Here is a 25,953-nt window from a genome sequence, read left to right as displayed (position 1 = left end):
TAGCGACTGCCGGGAGCTTAAAATTTATTGCATATCATTTATTTTGGTGATGATTTTCACTGGTAATAAAAGCAAATTAAGCAACACTAGTTAATACTAATTAAAACCACTGCTTAACATATTAAGTAATTCTGGTTGCCAGCTAATAGCTACTTGCTGCTCAGCTTCCGTTGCTACATCGGCAATATTAAGCGCAATAAGCTGCTGTTCCCTCGCCCAATAACTGGGCACATAGCCAAGATACAAGCCACTTTTAACAAGCTGAGCTAAGACACTTAGATCATCAGCAATCACAGGTTTATTTCGTGGAACCAACTGTTCGTTCCAACCATCACAGCCGATACCACGCAGTTCACCGCAATACGGGGAGCGTTGCGGCACAACAAAATCATATTCACTTAGTTCGTTAACTGACGGATTCGCTTTTGCCAATGGGTGCCCTACTGCGCAGGCGACAACCATATCTAGAGACCCTAATGATAAGCGGGAAATATTGTTCGGTAATTGGCCATTGATTTCCTCAGTCACTTGCTTAGTAACTAAAGCGATATCAGCTGCGCCTTTTAAAACTTTATCAACCGCAAGCTGCTCAAAGCAGGTATCAAATGTGATCGACTCACAAGTAAGATTGGGTAAACTAGCCTCACGCTTTCCCTCACTGTTGAACTGCTGGTTTTGTTGCTTCTCTTGCTGCTTATTTTGCTGCTTCTCTTGTTGCTGGTTTTGGTGATAGTTACTTCTCGCGATAACACTTGCCCAGCGCGCGAGAATAATTGCTGGACCTGCAACTCGAATATGTCGACTAGATTCATTGCAAAACAAGCCTTGTATTTGCTTAGCGTTTGTTACTAATTCTACTGCCTTAGGTAACAACTGCGCTCCCTGCGAATTCAGTTGGATGTACTTGCCAACGCGGTCAAACAATTGAGTGTTTAACGAGCTTTCAAGGCGTTTTAATGCCTTAGAAATAACGCTTGGTGAACTTTGAAAGTGCGCAGCTGTTTGTTGCATGTTTTGATTGTTAGCAAGCACTATAAATTTTTCTAAATCTGCTGTATCCATTATTTTTGTTTCTATTATTTAACGTTAGGTATTAACTAACCGAACAAATCATTCACCTTTAATGCAAAAACATCATTTCCAAATAGGAAACAAATCAACCACATTGTAAACGATGGTTCAGCAAAAGTTCACTATACTCAGCACATCATTACCCAACGAGAAATATTAATTTTGATTACCAAACATCCCTTATTACATCGCACTAGGTTATTTATCACTAGTGCCCTTTTAACACTGTTTATTTGTCAACACTCTGCACTTGCAAGCGAGAAAGGTGCAGAACATAAGCAACATCACGACGTTGGTGTGCATGGCATGGCATTAGTGATGGTGGGAGACAAGCTGATTGCATCGCATTTACCACTGCATAACTCGATGCACGAGCACCAGATAATTTTTACCACAAATATCAGTGAACGCCCTGCCACTTCAAAGCACAGCCAAAGCCAAAATAAACAACACCAACTGCCCCAAATAGTAGCCTCGATGAAAGCAGCATTGACTAAAGGCCAATTAATCACCTTACTGCCGGAAGTATTTTCGCTTAGTAAACTAAGAAATGGTGAGCTAACCGACTTTACCGCAACTATTTATCAAGGGCACTTTGAACGAGGCGGCAAGCCTATCGCTAAACAGGTGAGCTTTGCAATTGACCAAATGCTTTATCAGCGAAAATTGTCAAACAAAGGTGTTAGTAATGGTGAGTATGATTTAATTAACATGGGCGAAGGTGATGTATTGGCTGTGCATCAATTTGGCGATAAGCCCAGCTTTGATCATTTAGTGTGGTTAACCTACAAGAGTGAGAAGTTAGTAGCATTACCAACTTCCATCACGACTGATGGGCAAAAACTATCAGCTCAAAATAAGGCTTCGTTAAACTTGCAATCAGAGCTAGGAAAAAGCCGAGCGCAACACCAAAGCCAGCTTGTGTTTAAACAATCACTATATTTTGAAACTCAAGATTTTCAGTGATAGCTAGATACTCTCTTGAGCATGCAGATTGACCACTTCCACGCGATTACGGCCTTTCTCTTTTGCTTTGTAAAGGCCATCATCAGCCGTAGCTATTAGCTTTTCAGCGCTGGCGATCACGCACTCTGCCGAAGCATTATGGTCGTTGTTGTCTATTGCAACAACACCAAAGCTTGATGATATAGACACCTGTTTGTCTTCAAATTCGAACAGGTGCTCACTCACCTCTTGGCGAATACGTTCAGCAATAAGCGCTCCGTAATCGGCGTCGGCATTTGGTAACACTGCAATAAATTCTTCACCGCCAAATCGGGCAATCCAGTCAACATCCTCTCGAATACACTTGCGTGCAATGCTGACAAAGTCAGCCAGCACTTTATCACCTAGCTGATGACCATATTCGTCGTTCACCGACTTAAAATGATCTAAGTCGGTAAAGATAACGGTTATTGGATAATTTAATCGTTGGCTACGATGAATTTCTTTACTTAAATTCGCGTCAAGATAGCGACGATTGTACGCGCCCGTTAGAGGGTCGGTAATCGATAAACTTTGTACTTCTTTGGTCAGCGCAATCATGCGGCGGGTAAGATAATAACTTAGAATCGCAAATGTGCCGAAGTGAATAAGAATAAATAGCGTATTAACAATTTTTACTGGCCAGTCAGTTTGCACAAATCCAGTAAACGGCCACACGTAAACCATGGCGAAAACGAGCGCTGTTGCATAGGCCAGCATATTCTTTAACAGCAACCTAAACGCACCTATGTACAAAGCATTGGCGATTAATACGATGGTCGCTGTTGAAAGGAAATAATAGTCAGGCAAAATAGATACAGTCATGCCCGTTAGAAACGCGTCAAAGTTCATATTCATATGCTCTTGACGTTTTCCATCTCTGCTTTTCGCCGCCAACCAATAAGTGATATGCGGGTACAAAATACCCAATACAAATAACCAAAGATACTGAACTTGCAGAACATCCCAGCCCAGTTTTAAGCCACAAATTAGCAACATAAACTTAGCCGCAATAATGCGCGGCAAGTAGTTTATTTTTATGATGGGATGTTGCTTTGTTTTTTCTGTCACAGTACGACTCACGCGTTGGCTTCCATGCTATAGCGTTGCTAATTTTTATTAGTTGCAATCGATAGTAACTGATCAAGATTGGTGCAACAAGCAAACTGAATATTTTTGCTTTAAAAACCAATAATTGGCTGGTTTTTTCGTGGGGTTTGTTAATAGTAAGTTAATGGTTTTGTGTTCTTATTTTTCCTGACATACGTAATAAGCCAAATGCAATATTTCTCTTTTTTACGTGTGTTAAGAAACCTATGAATTTTTCTAATGAAGATACCTCAAGAATAATCGAAATGGCTTGGGAAGACAGAACCCCTTTTGAAGCGATCAGAGAAAATTATGGTTTAAACGAAACTAGTCTCATCAAATTTATGAGGCGGCAATTGAAGCCATCTAGCTTTAAACTATGGCGAGCGCGTGTATCGGGCCGAGCAACGAAACACAGTAAGCTCAGATCCGGCAATGTGTTGCGAGCATACTGCCCAACACAGTATAAGCGTGGTTAGTGTTTAATTTAAACGGGCTGCTACTAACCAACCCGCTAATAAGCCGTCATAAGTGTATTAAGATATACAGCCGAACATCACAGATAATCTTTTGTGATTTTTACTCATAGTTCGGCTGATTAGTGTTTTCTTAAACCTTAAATTGGCCAATAAGCCCAGCCAATTGTTCGTTGGTCGTTGCCAATTCACGGCTACTCGCCATTGTCTGTTCGCCGCCATGAGAAAGGTCATGGACAACGGTTTGGATGTTGTTCATGTTTTGGCTAACCTCTTCCGTTACCGCACTTTGTTGCTCAGCAGCAGTCGCAATTTGGTTGTTTAAGTCATTAATTTGAACAATTGCATCGGTCATGGTCGTTAAGCTTGTTGATACTTGCGCAGTATTAGTAGAGGCCAATGCACAGCTCGCTTGCGTTGCCTGCATGGCAGCAACAGCATTAACAGCATCACCTTGGACTTTGGCAAGGATCTGGCTAATTTCCTCGGTGCTTGTTTGCGTGCGTGAAGCCAGTGCTCGAACTTCGTCAGCAACCACCGCAAAACCTCGGCCTTGCTCACCTGCTCGCGCAGCTTCAATCGCAGCATTTAACGCTAATAGGTTTGTCTGATCAGCGATTTCGCCAATTACAGTCAGTACATTGACAATTTCTTGAGTATTGTCGTTCATGGTATTGATATTCGCCGCTGCCTGTTCAATTTCACGCTGCAACTTTTCAACACTTTCGGTTGTTGAGTTAACTAGCTGCTGTGCTTCATTCGCTTCTTGTTCCGCTTGGTTAGTACTATGCGCTGACTGATTAGCACTGTCTGCAACACTATTGGCAGTCGCACTCATTTCAGTAATAGCGGTAACCACTTGCTCGGTTTCGTTTGCATGGTTATTTAAGGCGATATGATTCTGCTCTGACTGAGCCGATAGGCTATTAATATTGTCAGTAATATGGTGTGAAGATGCACTTAGCTCACGTAACATTTTTTGCAAATACGCAATAAAAGCGTTGACGGCATTGGCTATGTCATTAATTTCGTCTTTGCCATTCATTGTTAATCGAGAGCGCAAATCAGCTTCCCCACTTGATAAGCTCGCAATTCGCTCTTGCAACACTGACAATCGATACGTTACGCGATTAATAAAGTAGATAAACAGGCCGATCGCGACACCAATTGCAATTAATAGCAGAACAATATTTTGCACAGTTTGGCTGTTAAAAATTTCTTGCGTCGCGTATGTTAATTGCTCTTGAGCTTCAATAATATCGCTCTCATAGGCACCCGTTACAATGGTCCAACCCCAGTCTGGAAAGACATTACGCGCATAATTAATTTTACTTTCAACTTTATCCGTTGCCGGGTTATTAAACGTTGTGTCGATAAACGCGTCGTTTTGCGTGCTCACACGTTTGGCAATTTTTTCTGTGTTACCAATCACTTTGCCAACAATAGACGCTTTCGGGTGAGCAAGTATCACACCATGGCTATCTTGCACCCAAAAATATCCGTTTTTGCCGTATTTTGCATGTGTGATCATCGCAAGTGCATTCGCTTGCTTTTCAGCTTGCAAGCTGGAAATGTATTCACCGGTAGCAATAACAATGTTCAAAGGTGTAAATAACATTGCCGCCGTGAGCTTATCTTCTACTTGGTTAGTCGTTGGATTAACAAACGCATATTTAGTAAAACCGATGTCACTCTCTAGTGCGACGTTAACGATATTTCGCGCGTAATAAACACCGTTTCTATCTTGTGAATCTTTCGCTGAAGTGCCAATTAGCGCAGGCTTTAAAGTATGAGTTACATAGTCAATAGAGTCTTTGTTATAGCTAAATACATAGCGATTGTTGCCCCACGTATAGTGGTTTAAAAAGCTATGAATATGAGCCTTTGCCTCTGATTTGGATGATGTATTCTGATAGATTGATGACATCGTTTGGTAGATGACCGTCAGCTCCTCAGCTAGCTCTTTTTTAATCTGGTCTTGCTGAGCTTGTTGATAAAATAATTCGGTCGAAAGCGTAACCGTATCAATTTGTGCTTGTAAGCTTTCTTGCAATGTTTTTTTACCGAATTGCCGACGTTTTCAGATTCCGCCGTCAACACTATGTTTTTAGTAACTAGTGTTTCGACAATAGAAATCCCCCCAATTAAAAATAAAGCGATGCTAGCTAGTAAAATTAGCTTAGTTTTGATTGTTAAATTCATGATGTTTCTTCAAATTCGTGATGCTTGTTGAGAAAAATGTGCACTACAAGCGCCAACTGATGCTTCAGTAAGCACTGTTGTTTGTTGATATGGTTTATTGCTTTCTTGGCTAGTGTTTTACTTAGCTAATGGCTTAGCTGTAACACGCTAAAAACTATATAAAAATCGAACTCTGTTCGGAGATGAGCATGCCAAACCCTTGGCAAGAGGCTTCTTCATAACACTACCTTGATGATGCTTGTTTAGCAGGCTTTCACACTTGTTAATACAAGGTGACACTACCGTAACACGGGTGTGAAAATTACGTGAAGATTGTGAGTTAAGTAAGGCGTAGTTACACTGAGCTTTTATCAGGGTTTACCCTTACTTTTTCACCTTTTGTAATCGAAATATTAACAAAGGTAAAACACAGTAAACACTTTTGTTACAGATACGTAATTTTTGCTGTTAAAACAAGCAGGTTAGAATATACGCATTAGTCGATAAGCATGCTTAAAAATTGGTTGACTCGGCAGCAATAGCGGATAAAAAATCATTACGCTAAAGCACTTCAGCTGTGAATGACTGATGCACTTTTCATGGCTATTTTTACCGTTCGCAGTGAGAACGTTTATCGAAAGGAAGAGAGCGTAATTATAAGCTTCGGCGTGATATTGAAATGGCTTGAATTATAGATAGTCGCTTGTGCAGGTTGTGATAACCAGCCTAGTGCTATACGAAAGCTTACAATTGATTTAATTTTTAAAAACAACGTTTAGATAAGGCAATTAAAATCAGATGCCTAATGCCAAATATGGTTTTAATACTGTCGAATGAATGGAAAGAAATGAAAACAATAGAAATAAAGTTAAGCCTAGTACAGATTTGCCTAGGCTTAACTTAAACAGGCTTTAAGAGGCATTTACAGACCCTAAAAGCGAGCCTTAGTGCTGATGTCCGCCCACACCGTGAGCATGGCCATGCTCAATTTCTTCTTCAGTGGCTTCACGTACGTCTACCACTTCTAAATCGAACGTTAACGTTTTGCCGGCTAAAGGTGGATTTAAATCACATGTCACCATAAAACGACCAACCTTTAATACGGTAACTTGGCGTTGCCCTTGTTCAGTGTGAACAACCGCTACCATGCCTGGCTTCCATACTTTAGCGCCTTGCAAGTGCTTGGTAGGAATACGTTGTACGGCGTCTTCTTGGCGTTCACCGTAGGCATCTTGCGGTTCAACAGTCACTGTAAAGCTATCGCCTGCACTTTTGTCGGCCAATGCGTTTTCAACACCGACAATCATATTATTGTGGCCGTGTAAGTAGGCCATTGGATCGCCGCCAGTAGAGCTTTCTACCGTTTCGCCAGATTCGTCTTTCATGGTGTAGTGAAATTGCACTACTTTATCTTTGGTAATTTGCATGATGTTTATTGCTAGTTTTGAAAATTGCGCGGGGAGTTTAGCAGATAATAGCGAGCGACAGCAGTGCTATCTTTACTTCTCCACAGCCACCTATGCTAAAAGCAAAAGTACAACAACACTAACAACAATCAACAACATGCCTAATATCTCTGCGGGTGTGGTTTTTTCTTTAAAAAGTCGATAAGTCAGCACCAGCGTGATAAAAAATTCCACCTGCCCTAGTGCTTTTACGTAGGCCGCGGTTTGATAACTAACGGCAGTAAACCAACCAATTGAACCAAGTAAGCTAGTAATGCCAACAAACAAGGCAAGGCGCCAATTAATCACCATCTTTCTAAACTGACTGGCATCACGCATTAACAAATACAAGCCAGCTAACAATGACTGAGCGCTAATTAAGAACACCAGCGTTACCGCAGCATTGACCATAGGGTGACTGCCAAGCGCTAAGTTCGATTCGCGGATCAGTAATGTGGTAATCGCCAGCCCAAGGCCGGAGGCCAAGCCATAGCCAGCCCCCGGATTAGTCAATATATCTTTAAGATTAAATTTTACTTTCGACAGTAAAATGACCCCAACAACACCCAGAATTACCGATAACCAACCATAGCCTGACAAAGGTGCAGCGAATAACAAAGCGCCAATCACTGCCACTTGAATAGCCTCGGTTTTAGCAAGGCTAGTAGCGACGGCAAAATTCCGATACTGAAATGCAATAACAAGGCAAGCTGTGCCGATTAGCTGAGCAAAACTGGCGATAATGGCATACTGCAAAAACGTTGGATTAAGCGCTGGCAAGGCTACTTGATAATGATTGAGCGCCCACCACAAATATAGCCATGCAAATGGTAAAGCGAATATATAGCGAACGCCGGCAGTAGCAAGTGATGATAACTGAGCTGACAGTTGCTTTTGACCAGCGGTTCGTATCGCCTGCATAAAAGCCGCTAACAAAGTAAAGGCTATCCAAGTTTCCATTAAAAATTCCATTGATGTGCTAAGTTCGAGTGAGCACCTTTAGTGATGTTCTTCGCCAAACCTGTGGTTAACATGTTAGGCGGAATTAACCACCGCCACCAATAACCTGACGTTATCACGGTTATTGACGGCGAAAGGTTCAATTTTGGTGTTCGCGTTGTTCTGTTATTGGTTAGGCGAATAAACAAACTGAGATGCCAGTTTACTGACCCCTAAACCGCTTATTTTTTCCACTTTGATTTGTGTGGCGATACGTTCTTTTAACGTATCAATATGACTGATGACACCAATCATTTTGCCGGCCGCGTTTAGATTATCGAGCGCGTCTAAAGCCACTTCCAGCGTATCATTATCAAGTGTGCCGAAGCCTTCATCTAAAAACAGCGAATCGATTTGCGTTTTTGCGCTCACTAAATCAGACAACGCCAGCGCCAGTGCAAGTGACACCAAGAAACTCTCGCCACCTGAAAGAGTTTTCGTATCGCGGGTTAAGTCTGCTTGCCAAGTGTCAACCACCTCGAGTGCAAGCGACTCATTTGTTTGTCGCGTTAGCTGGTATCGGCCATGTAAACGCATCAATTGCTTATTCGCCAAATGAACCAAGTACTCAAGGGTTAAGCTTTGAGCAAAGCGCCTAAATTTAGCGCCGTCTGCCGAGCCAATCAGACCGTTTAGGTGACTTATATCGTTAAGTGCAATCTGCTGCTGCGCAATATCTGCCATTAAGCTTTGCTGCTCATCACGGCGCTTTTTATCTTGCTGTAGTTCAAAATCAAGCTGCGCCAACTTCGTTTGCAATGCCTTGAGTTCAGTTTCATCTTTCACTAGCTTTTCTGTCATCTCTGACAATGAAATATTGCTATCAGCTTCAACAGGCAGGCTAGCCAATTGCGATTGATATTCCTGTGCAAGTGCACTCTGTTGCTGCTCTTTAACGTTTAGTTCATCTGCCAACGCCGTTAAGCGGGTAAATTCCTCTGCTGGCATATTGGCATTGATAAAAGCCGTTTCATCACTAAATTCGCTCGCCAATAGCACTTCCTGCCATTTCGCAGTAGCAAGATTAACTTGCTCGCTCAAGCTTTGCGCTTGCTTCGCTAATGATGTGTGCTGCCCTTGTGCGTGTTGATGAGCATTGGCCGCCTCGTTGTAGGCTTTTTCAATCTGCTGCTGTTCATCCGCGATGGCTGACTCTTCCGTCGCAATATGCTGTTGCTCTTGTTCAAGGGTTGATTCGCCAAGCAAGTGTTGCAGTTGTTGTGCTAATGCTTGCAACTGACTATCAATCCCTTTGCCTTCTTCGATAAGTACTGTGACTTGTTGCTGCTCAGCAAGTTGTTGTTGCTGGTAGCCAATTAAGGATTTTTCTAACGCTTGAATACTGAGTTGAACTTGCTCAGCAGCGGTGAGTTGCGTTTGATAATCCTGTATTTGCTGCTCTAGTTGCAGTAACCACTGGCTAAACTCGCTTGCACGCGGCATTGGCAATTCAAGCTGTGAAACTTGTTCCGAGATGCCTTGCCACAATTGGCCAGCCTCTGCGCCAACCGCTGATAACTGCTCGCTAAGCTTTTGCTGCTCAGCCACTCGATGACTGGCTTGCTGACGGTTAACCGCCTCACTTTGATTTAACTGAGCAATACTTTGGTCAATATCGACTAGCTGCTTCTGCAAGTTATTCTCTTGCTCTGTCAAAGAGACTAACGCTGATTGGCAATTCATGGTTTGCGACAGTTGTTGTTGAACACTTTCAAGCTCACCATCAATTTGTGCAACCGAACATACACTGGCTGACTCATTAACTGAGTTACTAGCAGAGCCGTTAGGCGAACTATTTACGGCATTATGCGCTTGGTTAACGGCACTTGGAATATTGGCATCAAGCTGTTGAACAATATGCAGCCATTGCTCGGTGAGTTGATGACATTCTTGCTGTAAAGCCGTTATTTGGCTTTGCTCTTGGCTTAACGTACGTTGCTGGTGATGAAGTTGCTCTTTAAGTTCAATGCCTTGCTGTTTTAGTTGTTCAACTAGGTTTTTTTGACCTGATAGCTGTTGTTCCTCTGCCGAGCTGGTTAACGCTTGGTACTCTGCAATTGCCGGGTGCTCAGTAGCACCGCACAATGGGCAAGCTTGCCCTGGTTGAAGCTCAGCACGGTGATCCGATAACTGCTTAATCGTTTGCTGTTGAGCAACTACTTTTTCTAACAAATCTAAGGTGTGCTTAGCCGCCTTGAACTCTTCACGTTTAGCAGTTAATGAAGACTCTTGCTGGCTAATGGTTTGATTAAGTTCAGCATTTGTTTGCTGTTTGTCGTGCAGGCTCTGATTGGAATTGGCGAATTGTTGCGCGATTAATTTAAGTTGATTAAGCCCTTGCTGGTGCTGCTGCAATTGTTGAATAAATCCCTGTAAACTTGCCTCCGTCAGGGGTAAAGCTGGCTGCTCAGCTAAAACGGGTAAACTAATACCCGCTAAGGTTTCTGCTCTTTGCTGGCTTAGCGCTTGTAGCGATACTTGAAATGCCGCTTTCTCTTTGGCCAAGTTTTCCAGTGTTTGGCTAAGTTGCTGATCTGCTTTTTCAGCCTCAGCTTGCTGAGCACTGAGCTCTTGTATGGTTTGCTCGGTATTTTGCTTTTCTACTTCAATCGTTTGCAAACGATTGAAGTCGCTTTGCCAACGGCCAAGATAACTCGGTAGTTGCTTAACATACAGGTGCTCGGTTAAGTAAGCCTGAATGTTGTTGTGCTCAGCCGTTAATACGTCAAATTCGGCTTTTTTATCTGTTATTAAAACTTCAACTTTAGCTAAGCTGGATTTTTTTTCTTTTATAGCACTTTGCTTGTCACTTTGTTGCTCAACCATATGCTGCTGGTTTTGCAACGTTGGCAAAATTTGCTCATTTAACCTTGCGACACGCTGTTTTAATTTTTTTTGTCGCTCAGTTAACTTGTCTTGAGCGCTTGCACGCAATGCTGTTTGCTCAGCAAGCTGCTGCTCAGTTTGAGCAAGGTTCGATTCACTCGCCGTGAGTTGCTGTTGGCTATGCAGTGATTGCTCAACCAACTGCTGTTTTGTATGGTACCTGTCTTGAATGGCAATCGCGGGCTTTGCAGCGGCCAAGGCTGTTAGTTCATCTGCGTGTTGTTTTTTTTGCGCTGCAAGCTCGGCTTGGCTGGCATCTAATTGTTTTTGCTTGTCTTGTAATGTCGTGCGTTGCTGGCGAATTTGAATATCTTTTTGTAGCTTAGCAACACGCTTTGTTTGCTCTTTCTCAACAGTGTTTAACGATTGCAATTCAGCTTGTAAGCTCTTCGCTTGTTCATCACTCAGTAACTCAACGCCATCGAGTTTAGCTTTTAGTAGTGCTAATGCTTGTTCACTTGCTTTTGCTTCTTGGAAAACCGTTTTAGAAATATCGCCATAAATATCAGTGCCGGTCAGCTCTTCAAGTAGCTCAGCTCGGTCATTAGCAGAAGCATTTAAAAAGGCTGCAAACTGCCCCTGCGACAACATCATCGATTTGGTGAAGCGGCCAAAGTCTAAACCAGTTAACTGGGCAATTTTCTGCCTCACTGCTTGCAGCTTTTCAGCAAGGATTTCGCCCGATAGTGTGGCTAGTTCAGCCTTAGCAGGTTGTAATTTGCCGTCTGCGGCATTTTTAGCGCGACGCTGGCTCCAAAATGCACGATAGCCCTGCCCTTTCACCTCAAATTCAACTTCTGCCAAACAAGAAGCGGTGTGGCGAGTCATCAATTGATTATTTTTATCAGAAATAGTTAACCTTGGGGTTTGATGGTAAAGCGCTAAACAAATCGCATCTAAAATAGTGGTTTTACCTGCACCTGTTGGCCCAGTGATCGCAAATAGCCCATTGCCAGCAAAGGGCTCTTTGCTAAAGTCGATAAACCAATGCCCTTTTAACGAGTTCAAGTTCTCAAATCGCAGTGACAAAATACGCATTAGGCTTTGCCTCCCGTATTCGATTCGACATGCTTGGCATTAGTTTCATCTAGCACTTGTTGATGCACTTGCTTAAAGAGTTCTGTTAGCCGTTCTTTTTGGTTCTCTTGCTCATCTGTTTGCCACTCTTCTTGTGCTAGGCGAGCGGTAAAAACATCGCTCACAGAAAGTTCTTCTAACGTGACTGTGCGCTGCTCTGCGAGTATTTGCTGACGCTCTTGTTTGCTACGACGAATGAGCAACACTTCTATCGGTAGATCTTTCACTAATTCTTGCACACGCCCAGACAGATCAGCCAAGTAGCCTTGTGCGCTAATTTCAATATCTAACCATAGAGGTAAATCGGTTGTGATTTGCTCACAATACTCTTGCGCTAGCTGTTCAATGCTTGTCGCCAGCTCGTCAACACTGGTTTTTAGCATTGCCATCGGCTGAAAGCGAGGAATTGTCAGTGCTTCGACTTCAACCGTTGATTGGTCATTAACACTTACTAAATTAACCGTTTTATCATGCGATGCTTCATCAAAACTGAGCGGTATAGGTGAACCTGAATAGCGAATCGTGTCATTACCAGCAACCTTTTGCGGGCGATGAATATGACCAAGTGCAATATAGTCGGCTTGTGGGAATGCGTTTGCCGGGAAAGCTTCTAAGGTGCCTATGTATATCTCACGAACAGAATCAGACGTTTTGCTGCCCACTGTAGTGAGATGGCCTGTCATGATCACGGGCAGTTGGTATGCATTCGCCGATTCATAAAGTGTTTGATAATGCTCGGTAATTGCTACTTGCAGTTGCAATTGCTTGTCTGTTGCGCTTTGCCCCGCTCGACTTGTCACTAAATCACGAGGACGTAAAAAAGGGATTGCGCACACAACGCCTAGCGCCTTGCCACTGGCATTTTTAATCGTGACTAACTGCTCGTCACTGTCGGCTGATGCCGTTGTGATCACTTGCGTATTCAGTGCTGCTAGCAATTGTTTCGACTCATTTAACATGGCAACAGAATCATGGTTGCCTGCTAGCGCAATCAACTGACAGCCTAATGTATTCAACTTATCAATAAAGTTAAAATACAGCTCACGAGCATAGCTTGGCGGTGTGCTGGTATCAAAAATATCACCTGCTAAAATGATGGCATCAACGCTGTGCTCAGTAACCTGTTCAAGCAACCAATTGAGAAATTGCAGGTGTTCATTCGCGCGGCTTTTGCCATAAAAGTGTTGACCCAAATGCCAGTCAGAAGTGTGAAGGATTTTCATCAAAAGCGGAGATTTTTTTTATTTTCGAAAGCCCACAATTTTACCCGAATAGTGAATTTTAGATAGCGCTATTTTTAGATGCTAACTAGGGCGTGTTGACCTTTCGAGATTGAATTTTGTTCAATCTAAACGCTTTCTGATCGCGGCGCTCGCTTTGTCGCATAGTCGTTCTATGTAAAAAGCGAGCAACAATGAGCAGGAAGCGTTTAGATGAACCCGCAGGGCAGCGTCTGTTTGAATTTTCTACTGTGTTGGCACTTATTTATGGAGAATGACTACATTACACAAGTACCGCCTTGTATAAAACCCAAACAGACTGCTGCAAAAACAACCCTGAAAGATCAACACGCCCTAAAACCTTTGATGAAATATTTTATAACTGCTTTCTGCTCATGAGTGCGCTAAAACAAGTGTTACAGCTAAAAAATCACATCGCAGTTGGCTTATTAAAGAACTCATTAGGGAAAATAAAACGATGGAATACAAAACGATCCAATCTAACGCACAAAAATCCGTGGCGCTGGTAGCTCACGACAACATGAAAGCCAGTTTAATTGAGTGGTCCAACACTCACATTGAACAGTTAAAAAATCACCAGCTATACGCAACAGGTACGACAGGCGCACTCATCGCTAAACAAACTGGCCTGAGTGTGAGCCAGCTCATCAGCGGCCCGCTTGGCGGCGATCAGCAAATTGGCGCACTGATCACAGAGCAAAAGATTGACGTGTTAATTTTCTTTTGGGATCCGCTAGAAGCGCAGCCACATGACCCTGACGTTAAAGCCTTATTGCGACTTGCCGCAGTTTGGAATATTCCGGTGGCCTGTAATATTGCCAGTGCGGACTTACTCATTACCTCTAGCTTATTTGGCCAAGTGTTTGCACGAAAAGTTCCTGATTATCAACGTTATATATCAAGCAGAACATAAGGTACAACTCTAAACAAGTCGTTGTTCTACTTATAAAAATACCTAATTTTGGTGATATTAAAAGACATTAATACCAATCTTTCAGGCCTGTTTTCCATCCATGTCTGCCACTTGTCCCAAATTTCAATCAGTTTATCCCAACGCCGTTGTTGATAAGGATAGCTCTTTGCCATACTGACAGCGTCAAAGAGAAATATGAGATTCAACTACTCTCTGGATACATATTTTCGATGACATTGAGGCATGTAGTTTTGTGTTTATGATCTGTCAATTTTAAACACGATGATGACTTTACAGGGGGTGAAGTTTTGCCCCCTTCTTTTTTATCCCTAGTTTGTAGGTATGCTTTTTACAGTTCAGCGCTTTTTAATCAACATTTAAAAACTAAACTTCTCGCTTTTGCACCTTTGAACCAATTGACTACTGTTCACCAATCAATGCTTCTAGTTTACCTTTGTTTCTACGCGAAAGCGTTAACTGCTCTCCCGATTTTAAAATCACGCTATAATCGCCATTTTCATTAGGTCTAAGCTCAATAACACTCGAGCGCCTAACAATAGTTGAACGATGAATACGAACAAACACATTCGGGTCGAGTTGCTTCTCTAAACTAGTTAGTGTTTCTCGGTGCAGCACAGGCTTGTCATCAAACAAATGAACTTCGGCATAATTACCAGCTCCTGCAATAAAGTTAATTTGATCAACATCGACAAGTCGAATACGGCCGGGATCTTTCACCACTAAACGCGTTTTATAGGCTCGGTCTTGCTCGTCAACCATATGCTGAATAAGTTGCCCAACTTTTTTGAAGTTCGTCGGCGACTTACTCGCGACTTGTTGGCGAGCGCGATCGAATGCTGCATAGAATTTGTCATCATCAAATGGCTTTAACAAGTAACCAATAGCATTTAGCTCAAATGCCGTAATCGCAAACTGATCGTAGGCGGTAGCAAAAATAATCACAGTATCATTAGGCAGCTGCTCGGCTAGCTCAATGCCCGTTTTTCCCGGCATTTGAATATCAAGAAACACTATATCTGGGTGATGCTCACTAAATACATCCAGTACCTGATTTCCATCTTGCGCTTCGTAGACGTGTCCAACGTCGGTTTGATTCGCCAGTAACAATTTTATTGTTTCGCGTGCTAACGGTTCATCGTCAGCAACCAAAATATTAAGCATCCAATACTCCAATCGGCATACAAAGATAAGTTTCAAAATAACCATTTTCCATCGGCGTCAGGCTCAGCTGAAAATCCAAATGGTAGAGCTTTTCCAAGCGCTTTCGACAATTACTCAGGCCAATGCCAAAGCCTTTGTGTTCGTCTTTTTCTGGAATTTTATTAATCAGTTTGACGTGTAAGTATTCATCTTGGCAATACACAGACAATTTTAGTTCATTTTGATCGCTTTCTAACTGAGAGCCATGCTGAACAGCATTTTCAACTAAGGGTTGCAACAGCATAAAAGGCACATCGAGTGGCAAGCATTGATCATCAACATCAACCGATGTTTTCAGCTTATGGGCAAAACGCATTTGCTGAATGGTTAAGTAGCTTTGAATAAACTCGACTTCTTGCTCGAGCGAAATCAGTTGATGCCGCTGATTTTCTAATACTTTTCTCAGCATAAAGCTGAGTTCACTCAAGGCTTTGATGGCGTTATTTTTGTTATCTAGTCGGATCAAACTAGCAATCGTGTTCAAGGTATTAAATAAGAAGTGTGGATTAAGTTGAGACTTCAGTGACTGCAACTCCACTTGCAACAACTGCTCACTGAGCTCTTGATTACGGCGCGCTTGAATTCGTGAGTGTTTGTAATAAGTATATGAATAGCCTGAGCACAACACCGCTAAATAAACGAGAAAGTCCATATGCAAAGGACTTAGTAGGAGTTGCGAAAATGCCTCGGCAAGCACTGTTGGGTTAATGTATCCATTATTAATTAGCGAAACTTCAACAATGGTTAAGCCCCAATATAAAGTGAAAAACAGCAGCATCACTGCACAGGTTTTGCCAACAAAGGTTACCAAGCGTTCTACATCAAACGAAATCATTTGCGTGCTGGCGATAATTAACGGCGCTAATAGCGCCCAATTTCCCCACCATGGTAAATACTCTAACCACACTTCGAACCACTCTACTGGCCTGTTAAAGTGTAGACTCATACGGTAGCTATTGGTTGCCGCCATTGAATTTAATAACAACCAAAACAAGGCATTAGCTAGCCAAAAGTATTTAGATGGTAAGTTGTCGATAAAGGTTTTAAACATAATCTATAACGCGGATGGTTCTTCCTTCGTCATTAACGCTCGCCTGATTTTTGTATCTCATGCGCCTATTAGTTAGCTAAACAGTTAGTTAAACAGTTAATTACATGCTTTATTCAAATAGTTCTCACACTAAGGCTTAAATGACGCTGTCACTTTTTGCAACTTTACCATCCGCGCACCTGTAAATTTCCCAACACCCATCTTAAAACTACATTAAAAATCATGTGGTTACTACCTTTCAGAAAGCAAATAATTTTCGCCTATTTAAATCCAGCTACCGTTTAAATCAGCTATGAGGCCAATAATCACTTTATTTGCGCCACTGATGGATTGGCTAATGTCTGTGCTTTGCGACAGGAGTAACGTGGCTCTGTTCATTCGTACTACTAGCTTCGTAAGTGGTGCTGCTAAACGTGCGTCTCGACAACGATTATAAAAAATCAGGGAGAATATTATGTTTACAAAAACAAGCGTAGCGAAGTCAGTTCGCTTTGCGCTGATGTTTGGTGCAACCTCAAGCGCTCTCCTCCTTCCGCAAACCACTTTTGCCCAACAAGCTGAACAAAATGCTGAAGAAGAGATCGAACGAATTGCCGTGACTGGTAGCCGAATTAGGCGACCAGGTGCGGTATCTGCTAGTCCTATCGTATCTGTTGGAGCTCAAGAAATTGAGATGATACAAACCCCACAAATAGAAGAAGTTCTGCGCAACTTGCCAGCAACAATTCCAGGCGATGGCGGCAGTGTAAACAACGGTACAGCTGGTGCTGCAACGGTCAATTTAAGGGCTCTTGGTACCGAGCGTACTTTGGTGTTGATGAACGGTCGCCGAATGATACCGTTTAACTTTAACGGTATTGTTGATACCGCATCAGTGCCTGTATCACTGATTGAAAGTGTTGACGTAGTCACTGGTGGTGCGTCAGCGGTTTACGGTTCTGATGCTATTGCAGGTGCCGTTAACTTCGTGATGAAGAATAATTTTGAAGGTGTAGAGCTACTTATTAACCATTCTGAAACAGGTGATAGCGATGGCGATACCGACAGTATTGCACTAACCCTTGGTTCTTCGCTGAGTGATGGTCGCGGTAACGTTGCACTTTCTATGAACTGGACTGATCGAAAGCCTGTAATGCTCGGTGATCGTCCACTCGGTTTACTAGGTATTGCAACCGCATCTGGCGGTGGCTACCAATCCTTTTTAGATGGTGAAGGCCCAGTTCCACCGTTAGATAATTGTGGCGGCCCGAATGTAACTACCTTTGAAAGTGGCGGTGGTTCTACAACCTCTATTCCTACGCGTTTTGCCATCGTTGGTGGTGGTGCAGATGCTGCAGGCCAATTTAGAGAAGATAGAACGCTAGGTGATGATTGTAGCCGCTTTAACTTCAACCCGTTTAACTTCTATCAAACCCCGCAAGAGCGCTACGGTGCAACAGCTATTGCCCACTATGATATAGCGGAAGAGCACACTGTTTACACCACAGCGACCTTTACCAATACACAAGTAAGGCAGCAAGTTGCACCATCAGGTACATTTGGTTCAACCTTTAATCTACCAATTGCTAACCCATTTATTGGCGATCAAGCGCGCCAATGGATCATTGATGCAGGTAACCAGGCGCTTGCCAACGGCTTACTGAATGATGGTGTACAAAACTGGCAAGATGTAAATGGCAACGGGGTTGTTGACCAAGAAGATTATTTGTTAGTACAACTTCGCCGCCGTACTTTAGAGCTAGGCCCTCGTACCACTAACTTTGAAACTCAACTATTCCAATTAGTTGCAGGTATCGAAGGGGTATTGTATGAAGATTGGGAATACAATGTATCTTTCCAATACGGTGAGTCTAACCGAACCAATATTAGTGCAGGCTACACGAATGTAAGCAACATACAAAATGCGTTAGATAGCACAGACGGCGTCACTTGTAATAACGGTGACTCAACGTGTGTACCTATCGACTTGTTCGGTGGTTTTGGCACTATTACGCCAGCAATGGCAGCCTACTCATCAGCAACGGCACTGATTAAGCAAGAATATTCACAAGAAGTGTTCAATGCGAGTGTTAATGGCCCTGTTGATGCGATTGAATTGCCATGGGCTGGCGCGCCACTATCACTTAGCTTTGGTTATGAGCATCGCCGTGAAACTGGTGAAACTATTCCAGATGAGTGTTTAAAAGAAGCACCTACTAGCTGTTTAGGTGGTGCTGGTGGTAACACCCTACCGATTGCTGGTGGTTTCAAAGTTGAAGAATTCTTCGTTGAAGGTGTGTTACCTATTGTTGAAGGTGAAAGTTTTGCTGAATCACTTGAAATGGAGTTTGCATTCCGTACAGCAGACTACGACTCAGTAGGTAGCAATGAAACGTGGAAACTAGGTTTTAGCTGGCGTCCGGTTGATAGCTTACTAGTTCGTGTGATGCAGCAAGAAGCGACACGTGCACCAAACGTGGGTGAAATTGCATCGCCATCAGTAACGGGTTTAGACAATGCGTTAATCGATCCCTGCTCGGTTGCTAATGCCGCGAACATTGACAGTACATTGCGTCAGCTTTGTATTTCAACAGGTATGACAGACGCGCAAGTAGGTCGCGTTCAAGATGTTATCTCTGGACAAGTTAATGCTTTCCAAGGGACTAACCCAAGCCAACTACCAGATGCTGAAGAAGCTGAAACCTTCACGGCAGGCTTTGTCTACACCAATGAAGAGCTTTGGGATCTAGAGGTTTCTGTTGACTACTACGACATTGAAGTCGACAACAGTATTGGTGAATTTACTGCACAGCAAACCTTAGATGCTTGTTATCAATTTGGCATCGCCAGTGAATGTGCAAAAATCGTTCGCATTGGTGGTGACTTGACCATTGCAGGCTCTGGCATTCAGACCTTTACCACCAACTTAAGCTATCGATTAGCCGAAGGTGTGGAAGTAGGTATTAACTTCGCTATCGGTCTTGAAGATTGGGGTGAATTGCGTTTTAACACCGATATTAACCATTATATCGCGAATGAACGCCAGTCTTCGGAAGTACTACCTGTGATTGATTGTTTAGGTGCATACGGTAATAACTGTTCGCCAACGCCTGAAACAACTTGGAACCAACGTATTACTTGGGATATGGAAGACTTCACTGTTTCAATGTTGTGGCGTCACTTAAGTGGTATCGATATGGAGCCAGCACAAGCAGCAGGTTCATTTGAAGCATTCAGATCAATTGATGCTTATGACTACATTGACCTATTTGCTAGCTACCACATCAGCGAGCACATCAAGTTAACCTTAGGTGTTGATAACGTAACGGATGAAGATCCACCCGTTGTTGGCGGCGAAGCAGGTTCTACAACCTTCAACTCAGGTAACACTTTCCCAAGTACATACAGTGCACTGGGCCGTATTTACAAAGCGGGGGTAAAGTTTACTTTCTAAGACACTTGCTAAACCATTAGCAAAAAGAAAACTTGGAAGTAATGCCTGATGGCAAATGCCGGTGAGTTAGTATTCAACTCTAATTCACTGGCATTTTTATTGTCACTAACTCTATTGTCACAAACTTAGTTAGCTGGCCTTACTTTGCGTTTTAGGCTTATTGAAAAACTTCAGTATTACGAATACGCGTATTGTTAATCACACTTTCTACGAAGTTACAAAACCGTAACCTAGCGGTTACATTTTATTACATCGCCATATCTTAATTCGATTAGAATTCGTCCCGCTTTGAGCGCATAGCATATTCTGAGCTAGTTCATTCACAAAAATTATAAAACGTAACAAGTCACCAGTTTATCGCGCAGATGCATACCCGTTTATACGCAGCCATCAACTCAAGCTCAAGCATCATTTTGCATTTTCAATAAACAACAAGATAAGCAGTAAGGTAGTACATGAAAAAGACGCTTGTTACGCTCGCTCTAGCAGCAGCACTTCCACTTTCCGCTCACGCAGAATTAAACTTCAACGGTTTTGCCAATGTTGTCGCAGGTAAAGCATCAAGTGGCGACGAACAATGGGGCTACGATGACGATGTTGATTTTAAACAAGACTCATTATTTGGTTTGCAAGCGACAGCTGACTTGGGCGAAGGCCTTAGTGCTACAGTGCAATTAATCTCTCGCGGTGAAGAAGATTGGGAGACTGATTTTGAGTGGGCTTACTTAGCTTATGATATCAGTGAGGAAACCCGAGTAATTCTTGGCCGTCAACGTGCCAACTTATATATCTACTCTGGTTACCTTGATGTGTCTTACGCTTACCCTTGGATTACACCACCAGAAGGCGTATACAGCTTGCAGTTTACTTCTTTTGACGGTGCGAGTATCAGCCACTCATTCAACCTTGGCGAATTCGATACCAATGTACAAGCAATTTATGGTTCAGAAAGCCGAGATGTGCACATCTTAGACAGCGACATTTACTCAACTTTTGATAATATTCACGGCTTTAATGCGACGTTTAACCGCGATTGGTTAACATTGCGTGCCGCTTATATTTCAACTGACATTTCTATGCCTCATCCGATTGGCACTGCAATTGTTGAAGCGTGGAACCAAGTACCAGGCTTTGAGTACGTTGGTACCGAATTAATGCTTGAAGAAGACCAAGCGCAGTTCTTTGAAGCTGGCTTACAAATTGACTACAACAACTGGCTTGTTATCAGTGAATACACCTACTCTGACTTTGAAGAGTCAGCATCTGACAGCGAAGAGTCTTTATACGTGACTGTAGGTTACCGTTTTGACGATGTGCTGGTGCACGCCACTTACGGTCGAGATAAGAATGATGCCAACCCAACGGTTAACGAGTTACCTTACGGTATTAACGCGCAACTTGACCAGCTATCTACTGCAACGGCTCGTGTATTTAATGCACGTACTGAAGATTCAAAAACCTACAGTTTAGGGGCACGTTGGGACTTCCACGAGTCAGCAGCATTTAAAGTTGAATACAGCCGTTTAGAAAGTGACTTGACCAACGAAGACACTAACTTAGTGCGCACTGCACTAGTAACAGTATTCTAATATCGGCTTAATCCGCCAAATTAATTGGCTGTGTTGTTGATGATGCCTCCCAATTAGGTTTCATTTTATCAATACAGCCTCATTCATCACTACATAAACTCCCTATATTAAAACTAGTTGCACCATTGGGCTTTAACCTTTGTTGCTATACCCTTTCGTCAATCACATCATCTTGCAATCCAATCAATAAGAGCCTTTTGTTTGTCAAAGGTCTAATATGCGAGAAATCGTTTCGTCAAAATAGATAAATACAAAGTAGCAATATTGTTACAACATCTCATTAACAAACGCATAACCATCGGACGATTTTCCGTAAAATGCACCTTTTTTAATCTAATGTTAATACCTTGTATCCTCTGCCAAATAAGCACTGGCTAAGAATCAATCGAAATGTACATTATTCACGCAAGCCATTATATTTTATAAAATTTATCGTGCAATGAAATGTTATCCGTATAATATCGTTCTTGATAGATGATGTAGATCAAGCACAGATGGTAAGCGCTTACGTTAAACTGCATTTGCCATTTCATTCCATGGATAGTTCGCCTAACTACACTTTGTTACGTAATTACTCTAATTATTTGATTATTATTTAACCTTAGCCAATTTTTGTCAGAATTAAACACAATAACAAGGCAGTACAAAAAAATATGATTTCAATTAAATCAATTTCTATAAGAACAAAAGTCTTACTTATCCCATTAGTGGGTATGATTGGATTTTGCCTGTATTTAGCAATCAGCATATTGTCGATGAACAATACTGTTGATCAGTTGGAGCAAGCCTATAAAGTTGATTATCAACTGTTACAAGGTGCAGATCGCAACCTAGTAAAATTAGATAAAATCACAGAAAACTTAGGTAACGCGGTTACTTTAGGTGAAGAAGAATTACTTGATACTGCTGCTAGCCTTGCTGACGAATTCAGAGCGGGGATCAATGAGGGTAAGAGAGTTGCCCCTCAATCAGCACAAGAACTGACCAATATTCTTGACGACTTTAATGCCTACTTCACTACTGGTCACAAGCTATCAAGCCAGCTAGTGGATGGCAGCGCAGATTTTGAAAAAATTGGCGACATATCAAAGCAAATGACCGCACAACTTGATACCGTTCACGCCAAACTAGAGAAGTTTCAAAGCGAACGCTACGACCGCTTCAGCAATGCCTTTGATAGTGCCGCTAAAAGCGCCAGCACCACAAGTACAATGGGTTTAATCGTTGGTGCAATTACCATTTTTGTACTCTTCTTAGTAGCTGTCCCCATCGCTAATGCGATTTACCGCAACTTACATAGCATCATTGAATCAATGCAGGATATCGCCAAAGAAAACGGCGACCTAACCGTGCGTTTATCAACTAGCAGTAAAGATGAAATTGGTGATTTAGTATTTTGGTTTAATAGCTTTATCGAGAAACTGCAAACCGTTATTAAAGATGTAGTTGATACGGCTACACCTGTCGCGCAAACGTCTAGCCAAATTCAAGGTTTGTCAGATCAGTCATTGCAAACGTTTTCTCGCCAAACAGAAAGTGTTGTTCAATCTCGCCAATCAGTAGAAGAGATGAGCCAAAGCATTGCTAGCATCAGCCACAATGCTGCCGACGCTGCTGAAGCTGCTCGATTAGCGAGTGACGAGGCAGAAAATGGTCGCAAAGTCGTTGAGTTAACGGTTAAGCAAATTCAAACACTCGCTGTTGATATTGAAAGCTCAGCGGTAACGATTAATCAGCTGCAACAAGATACAGAACGTGTAAACGTAGTACTTGATGTGATTAAAGGGATTGCCGAGCAAACTAACTTACTAGCACTTAATGCCGCAATTGAAGCTGCCCGTGCTGGTGAGCAAGGCCGAGGTTTCGCGGTAGTTGCTGATGAAGTTCGAAGTCTTGCATCACGTACGCAAGAATCTACGGAAGAAATCAACCAAATGCTGGCACAGCTGCAATCTGCTGCAGGTGAAGCGGTTGTTAAGATGGAAAGCTCTTGTGCAAGTGTTAATACTAGTGTTGATTCTGCCCACCAAGCAGGTGAAAGCTTAATTGCGATCAATGATAAAGTTAACATTATTAACGATATGAACGGCGCTATCGCGACTGCAACTGAGCAGCAACATCAAGTGTCTAGCCTGATGATTAGCCATGTTGAAGATATTCAAAGTTGTGCTGACGAAGCAACGCAAGTATCAAACGATGTGGCTCAAGTAAGTGATAAACTTGCTGATTTAGCCGGCGAGTTAGAAGGCGTGACTAAGCAGTTCAACGTTTAGTTGTTACTTAAACCGTAACCATTTGACCAAGTTAGCGTTATTACTACTACCGATTGTATTTACATAACAATTTTTAATGGTATATAACAATTCAGTTACAGTTTAACTTGCAATATAAATCATATTAATTGAGAATCGCCCCCTGCACTTTTGGTGCAGGGGGCGATTTTTTTTGAAAGTTTTTCTTTAAATCACAGCTCTTTTAAGCTGCTGAAGTTAACTCTTCAAAAGTCACTCGTTTAACGACAAGTTAAACGACACATTCGAAAACTCAATTTACAAACTTTTTACAACGCAATACAACACAAAGGTACTCATGAAAAAAGCACTTTTAAGCAGTGTGCTATGCACCCTTTTATCTGCCAATGCTGCACAAGCAGAAGTTAGTTTTAACGGTTTTGCCAACATTGTCGCTGGTCAAGCATCAAGCGGCGATACGCTATGGGGTTATGACGATGACGTTGATTTTAAACAAGGTTCATTATTCGCTCTGCAAGCAAGCTCAGACCTAGGTGAAGGTCTTTCTGCGACCGCCCAAATTATTGCTCGTGGTGAAGATGATTGGGAAGCTGATTTTGAGTGGGCGTACTTAGCCTACAGCTTCAACGACAATACCCGTATTCTTGCTGGTCGTCAGCGAACGCCTATCTACATGCTGTCTGATTACTTAGACGTGTCATACGCATACCCTTGGATTTCTCCACCTAACGGCGTTTATGATTTTGAAATCACGCGTTTTGACGGTATTAGCGCAATTCACTCGTTTACATTAGGCGAGTTTGATTCAAGCATTCACGCTATTTACGGCTCTAACTCAGAAGATTTAGTAGTTAGTGGTGTTGAAGTTACTGATACACAAATTGAAAATATTTACGGTGCGGCGTTAACGTTTAACAACGACTGGCTGACCCTACGTGGTGGTTACTTTACCGCTAACTTATCTTTCTCACTGCCTATCTTAGATCCACTGCGCAACTCATGGACTAGCGCAGGCTTTGAGCAAGTCGTTGCTGACCTAACTCTAGATGACGACAGAGGTGAATTCTTAGAATTTGGCATTCAAATTGACTACAACAATTGGTTATTTATCGCAGAATATGTTGATAACACGTACGAAGGTACGCCGCTGGGTGATGAAGAGTCGATGTTCGCGACGATTGGTTACCGCTTTGATGATGTATTAGTGCACCTAACTTACGGTAAAGACGAAGAAACACCAGCAACAGTTACCAATGGTGTGCCATCGGGTGTTGCTCCTGAGCTCGATCAATTAGTAGGTTTTACTAATCAAGTACTTGATGCACAACGCGAAGACTCTTCATACTATACACTAGGCACTCGTTGGGATTTTCATGACTCTGCCGCATTTAAAGTTGAATTCACGCGTTTTGACAACGATTTGTTAAATCAAGATACCAGCTTAGTGCGCACTGCACTTGTCACAGTATTCTAAGATAGGACGTTAATACGATGATGAAGTTTATCAAACCACTTTCTATCGCGGCGTTACTCTCAGTAAGCACGACTAGTTTTGCTGATGTTGCCGTAATTGTTAACCCAGCGAATGCAAATACGATGTCAGATAGCGATATCTCACGCGCATTTTTAGGCAAGCTAAAAAACTTTTCGGACGGCCAAGCCATTAAAGCTGTTAACGGTAAAGCAAATAGCGACTCACGCGTAGAATTTGAGAAAAAAGTGCTGAAGAAGTCGCCTGCACAAGTAAAAGCATACTGGTCTAAGCGTTTATTCACAGGTAAAGGCAAACCACTTCAAGAATTAGACGCTGACGCACAAGTGCTATCGCTAGTTGCTTCAACTCCTAATGCAATTGGTTATGTTGATGCAAGTGCGGTTGACGGTTCGGTAAAAGTACTTAAAACATTTTAACGACTAAGTGAATTAACGTTAGAGTTACTTAAATTCGAGGGCATAAACCTACACAAGTTTATGCCCTTTTTTTATAGCATTCTCTATACTCAATTAAATTCAATTTAGCAGCAATTGCATTTGTATAATTGAAG

At 42.3% G+C, this 25,953-nt stretch carries 17 protein-coding genes; 8 read left to right on the top strand and 9 right to left on the bottom strand.

Annotation, left to right across the window (positions count from 1 at the left end; genetic code table 11):
• Positions 1-96: 96 nt before the first annotated feature.
• Positions 97-1,062: a LysR family transcriptional regulator gene (locus tag DXX92_RS07890; protein ID WP_115999953.1), complete on the bottom strand. Its 966-nt coding sequence runs from the start codon at positions 1,060-1,062 to the stop codon at positions 97-99.
• Positions 1,063-1,233: 171 nt separating this feature from the next.
• On the opposite strand from DXX92_RS07890, the gene DXX92_RS07885 reads away from it, so the two are divergent.
• On the top strand, positions 1,234-2,037 hold the full coding sequence (locus DXX92_RS07885; protein WP_115999952.1) for a hypothetical protein: 804 nt from the start codon (positions 1,234-1,236) through the stop codon (positions 2,035-2,037).
• A gap of 3 nt (positions 2,038-2,040) precedes the next feature.
• Here the strand turns inward: DXX92_RS07885 and DXX92_RS07880 are convergent, their stop codons facing one another.
• Positions 2,041-3,138: a sensor domain-containing diguanylate cyclase gene (locus tag DXX92_RS07880; RefSeq protein WP_115999951.1), complete on the bottom strand. Its 1,098-nt coding sequence runs from the start codon at positions 3,136-3,138 to the stop codon at positions 2,041-2,043.
• Between the two features lie 233 nt (positions 3,139-3,371).
• On the opposite strand from DXX92_RS07880, the gene DXX92_RS07875 reads away from it, so the two are divergent.
• A complete protein-coding gene (locus DXX92_RS07875) occupies positions 3,372-3,623 on the top strand; it encodes a TIGR03643 family protein (RefSeq protein ID WP_115999950.1) in 252 nt (83 codons plus the stop codon).
• A 130-nt stretch (positions 3,624-3,753) separates the two neighbouring features.
• Here the strand turns inward: DXX92_RS07875 and DXX92_RS07870 are convergent, their stop codons facing one another.
• The 5 genes from DXX92_RS07870 to sbcD all read right to left on the bottom strand — a co-directional run bounded on the left by DXX92_RS07870 (position 3,754) and on the right by sbcD (position 13,431).
• Positions 3,754-5,673, bottom strand: a complete 1,920-nt coding sequence (locus DXX92_RS07870; protein WP_220347639.1) for a methyl-accepting chemotaxis protein — start codon at positions 5,671-5,673, stop codon at positions 3,754-3,756.
• Positions 5,674-6,745: 1,072 nt separating this feature from the next.
• Positions 6,746-7,228 carry an FKBP-type peptidyl-prolyl cis-trans isomerase gene (locus DXX92_RS07865; RefSeq protein WP_115999949.1) on the bottom strand — a complete coding sequence of 161 codons (483 nt, stop codon included), beginning with the start codon at positions 7,226-7,228 and terminating at the stop codon, positions 6,746-6,748.
• A gap of 90 nt (positions 7,229-7,318) precedes the next feature.
• Positions 7,319-8,206 (bottom strand): DMT family transporter, encoded by an 888-nt coding sequence (locus tag DXX92_RS07860; RefSeq protein WP_116002349.1) that lies wholly within the window; start codon positions 8,204-8,206, stop codon positions 7,319-7,321.
• Positions 8,207-8,371: 165 nt separating this feature from the next.
• Positions 8,372-12,169, bottom strand: coding sequence for an SbcC/MukB-like Walker B domain-containing protein (locus DXX92_RS07855; RefSeq protein WP_115999948.1), 3,798 nt, complete (start codon positions 12,167-12,169; stop codon positions 8,372-8,374).
• Positions 12,169-13,431: an exonuclease subunit SbcD gene (sbcD, locus tag DXX92_RS07850; protein ID WP_115999947.1), complete on the bottom strand. Its 1,263-nt coding sequence runs from the start codon at positions 13,429-13,431 to the stop codon at positions 12,169-12,171. Before sbcD ends, DXX92_RS07855 begins: the two co-directional genes overlap by 1 nt.
• Positions 13,432-13,906: 475 nt before the next feature.
• On the opposite strand from sbcD, the gene DXX92_RS07845 reads away from it, so the two are divergent.
• Positions 13,907-14,362: a methylglyoxal synthase gene (locus DXX92_RS07845; protein WP_115999946.1), complete on the top strand. Its 456-nt coding sequence runs from the start codon at positions 13,907-13,909 to the stop codon at positions 14,360-14,362.
• A gap of 420 nt (positions 14,363-14,782) precedes the next feature.
• On the opposite strand, the gene DXX92_RS07840 is transcribed toward DXX92_RS07845, so the two are convergent.
• Both DXX92_RS07840 and DXX92_RS07835 read right to left on the bottom strand, forming a co-directional pair.
• The gene (locus DXX92_RS07840; protein WP_115999945.1) at positions 14,783-15,544 is read right to left on the bottom strand and encodes a LytR/AlgR family response regulator transcription factor; all 762 of its coding nucleotides are present in this window, start codon (positions 15,542-15,544) and stop codon (positions 14,783-14,785) included.
• Complete coding sequence (locus DXX92_RS07835) at positions 15,537-16,634, bottom strand: sensor histidine kinase (RefSeq protein WP_245961430.1); 1,098 nt, start codon at positions 16,632-16,634, stop codon at positions 15,537-15,539. Before DXX92_RS07835 ends, DXX92_RS07840 begins: the two co-directional genes overlap by 8 nt.
• A gap of 454 nt (positions 16,635-17,088) precedes the next feature.
• On the opposite strand from DXX92_RS07835, the gene DXX92_RS07830 reads away from it, so the two are divergent.
• From DXX92_RS07830 to DXX92_RS07810, 5 genes are all read left to right on the top strand, one after another.
• On the top strand, positions 17,089-20,067 hold the full coding sequence (locus DXX92_RS07830; protein WP_115999944.1) for a TonB-dependent receptor domain-containing protein: 2,979 nt from the start codon (positions 17,089-17,091) through the stop codon (positions 20,065-20,067).
• Between the two features lie 455 nt (positions 20,068-20,522).
• On the top strand, positions 20,523-21,656 hold the full coding sequence (locus DXX92_RS07825; RefSeq protein WP_115999943.1) for a porin: 1,134 nt from the start codon (positions 20,523-20,525) through the stop codon (positions 21,654-21,656).
• 755 nt (positions 21,657-22,411) lie between these two features.
• Positions 22,412-23,929 (top strand): methyl-accepting chemotaxis protein, encoded by a 1,518-nt coding sequence (locus DXX92_RS07820; protein WP_181901719.1) that lies wholly within the window; start codon positions 22,412-22,414, stop codon positions 23,927-23,929.
• A 316-nt stretch (positions 23,930-24,245) separates the two neighbouring features.
• Complete coding sequence (locus DXX92_RS07815) at positions 24,246-25,382, top strand: porin (protein ID WP_115999941.1); 1,137 nt, start codon at positions 24,246-24,248, stop codon at positions 25,380-25,382.
• A 17-nt stretch (positions 25,383-25,399) separates the two neighbouring features.
• A complete protein-coding gene (locus DXX92_RS07810) occupies positions 25,400-25,819 on the top strand; it encodes a substrate-binding domain-containing protein (RefSeq protein WP_245961429.1) in 420 nt (139 codons plus the stop codon).
• Positions 25,820-25,953 lie beyond the last annotated feature (134 nt).

The organism is Thalassotalea euphylliae (assembly GCF_003390395.1).
GTDB lineage: Bacteria > Pseudomonadota > Gammaproteobacteria > Enterobacterales > Alteromonadaceae > Thalassotalea_F > Thalassotalea_F euphylliae_C.
Note: the sequence above shows the minus strand (reverse complement) of the source record. Positions and strands in the feature narration are given on the sequence as shown.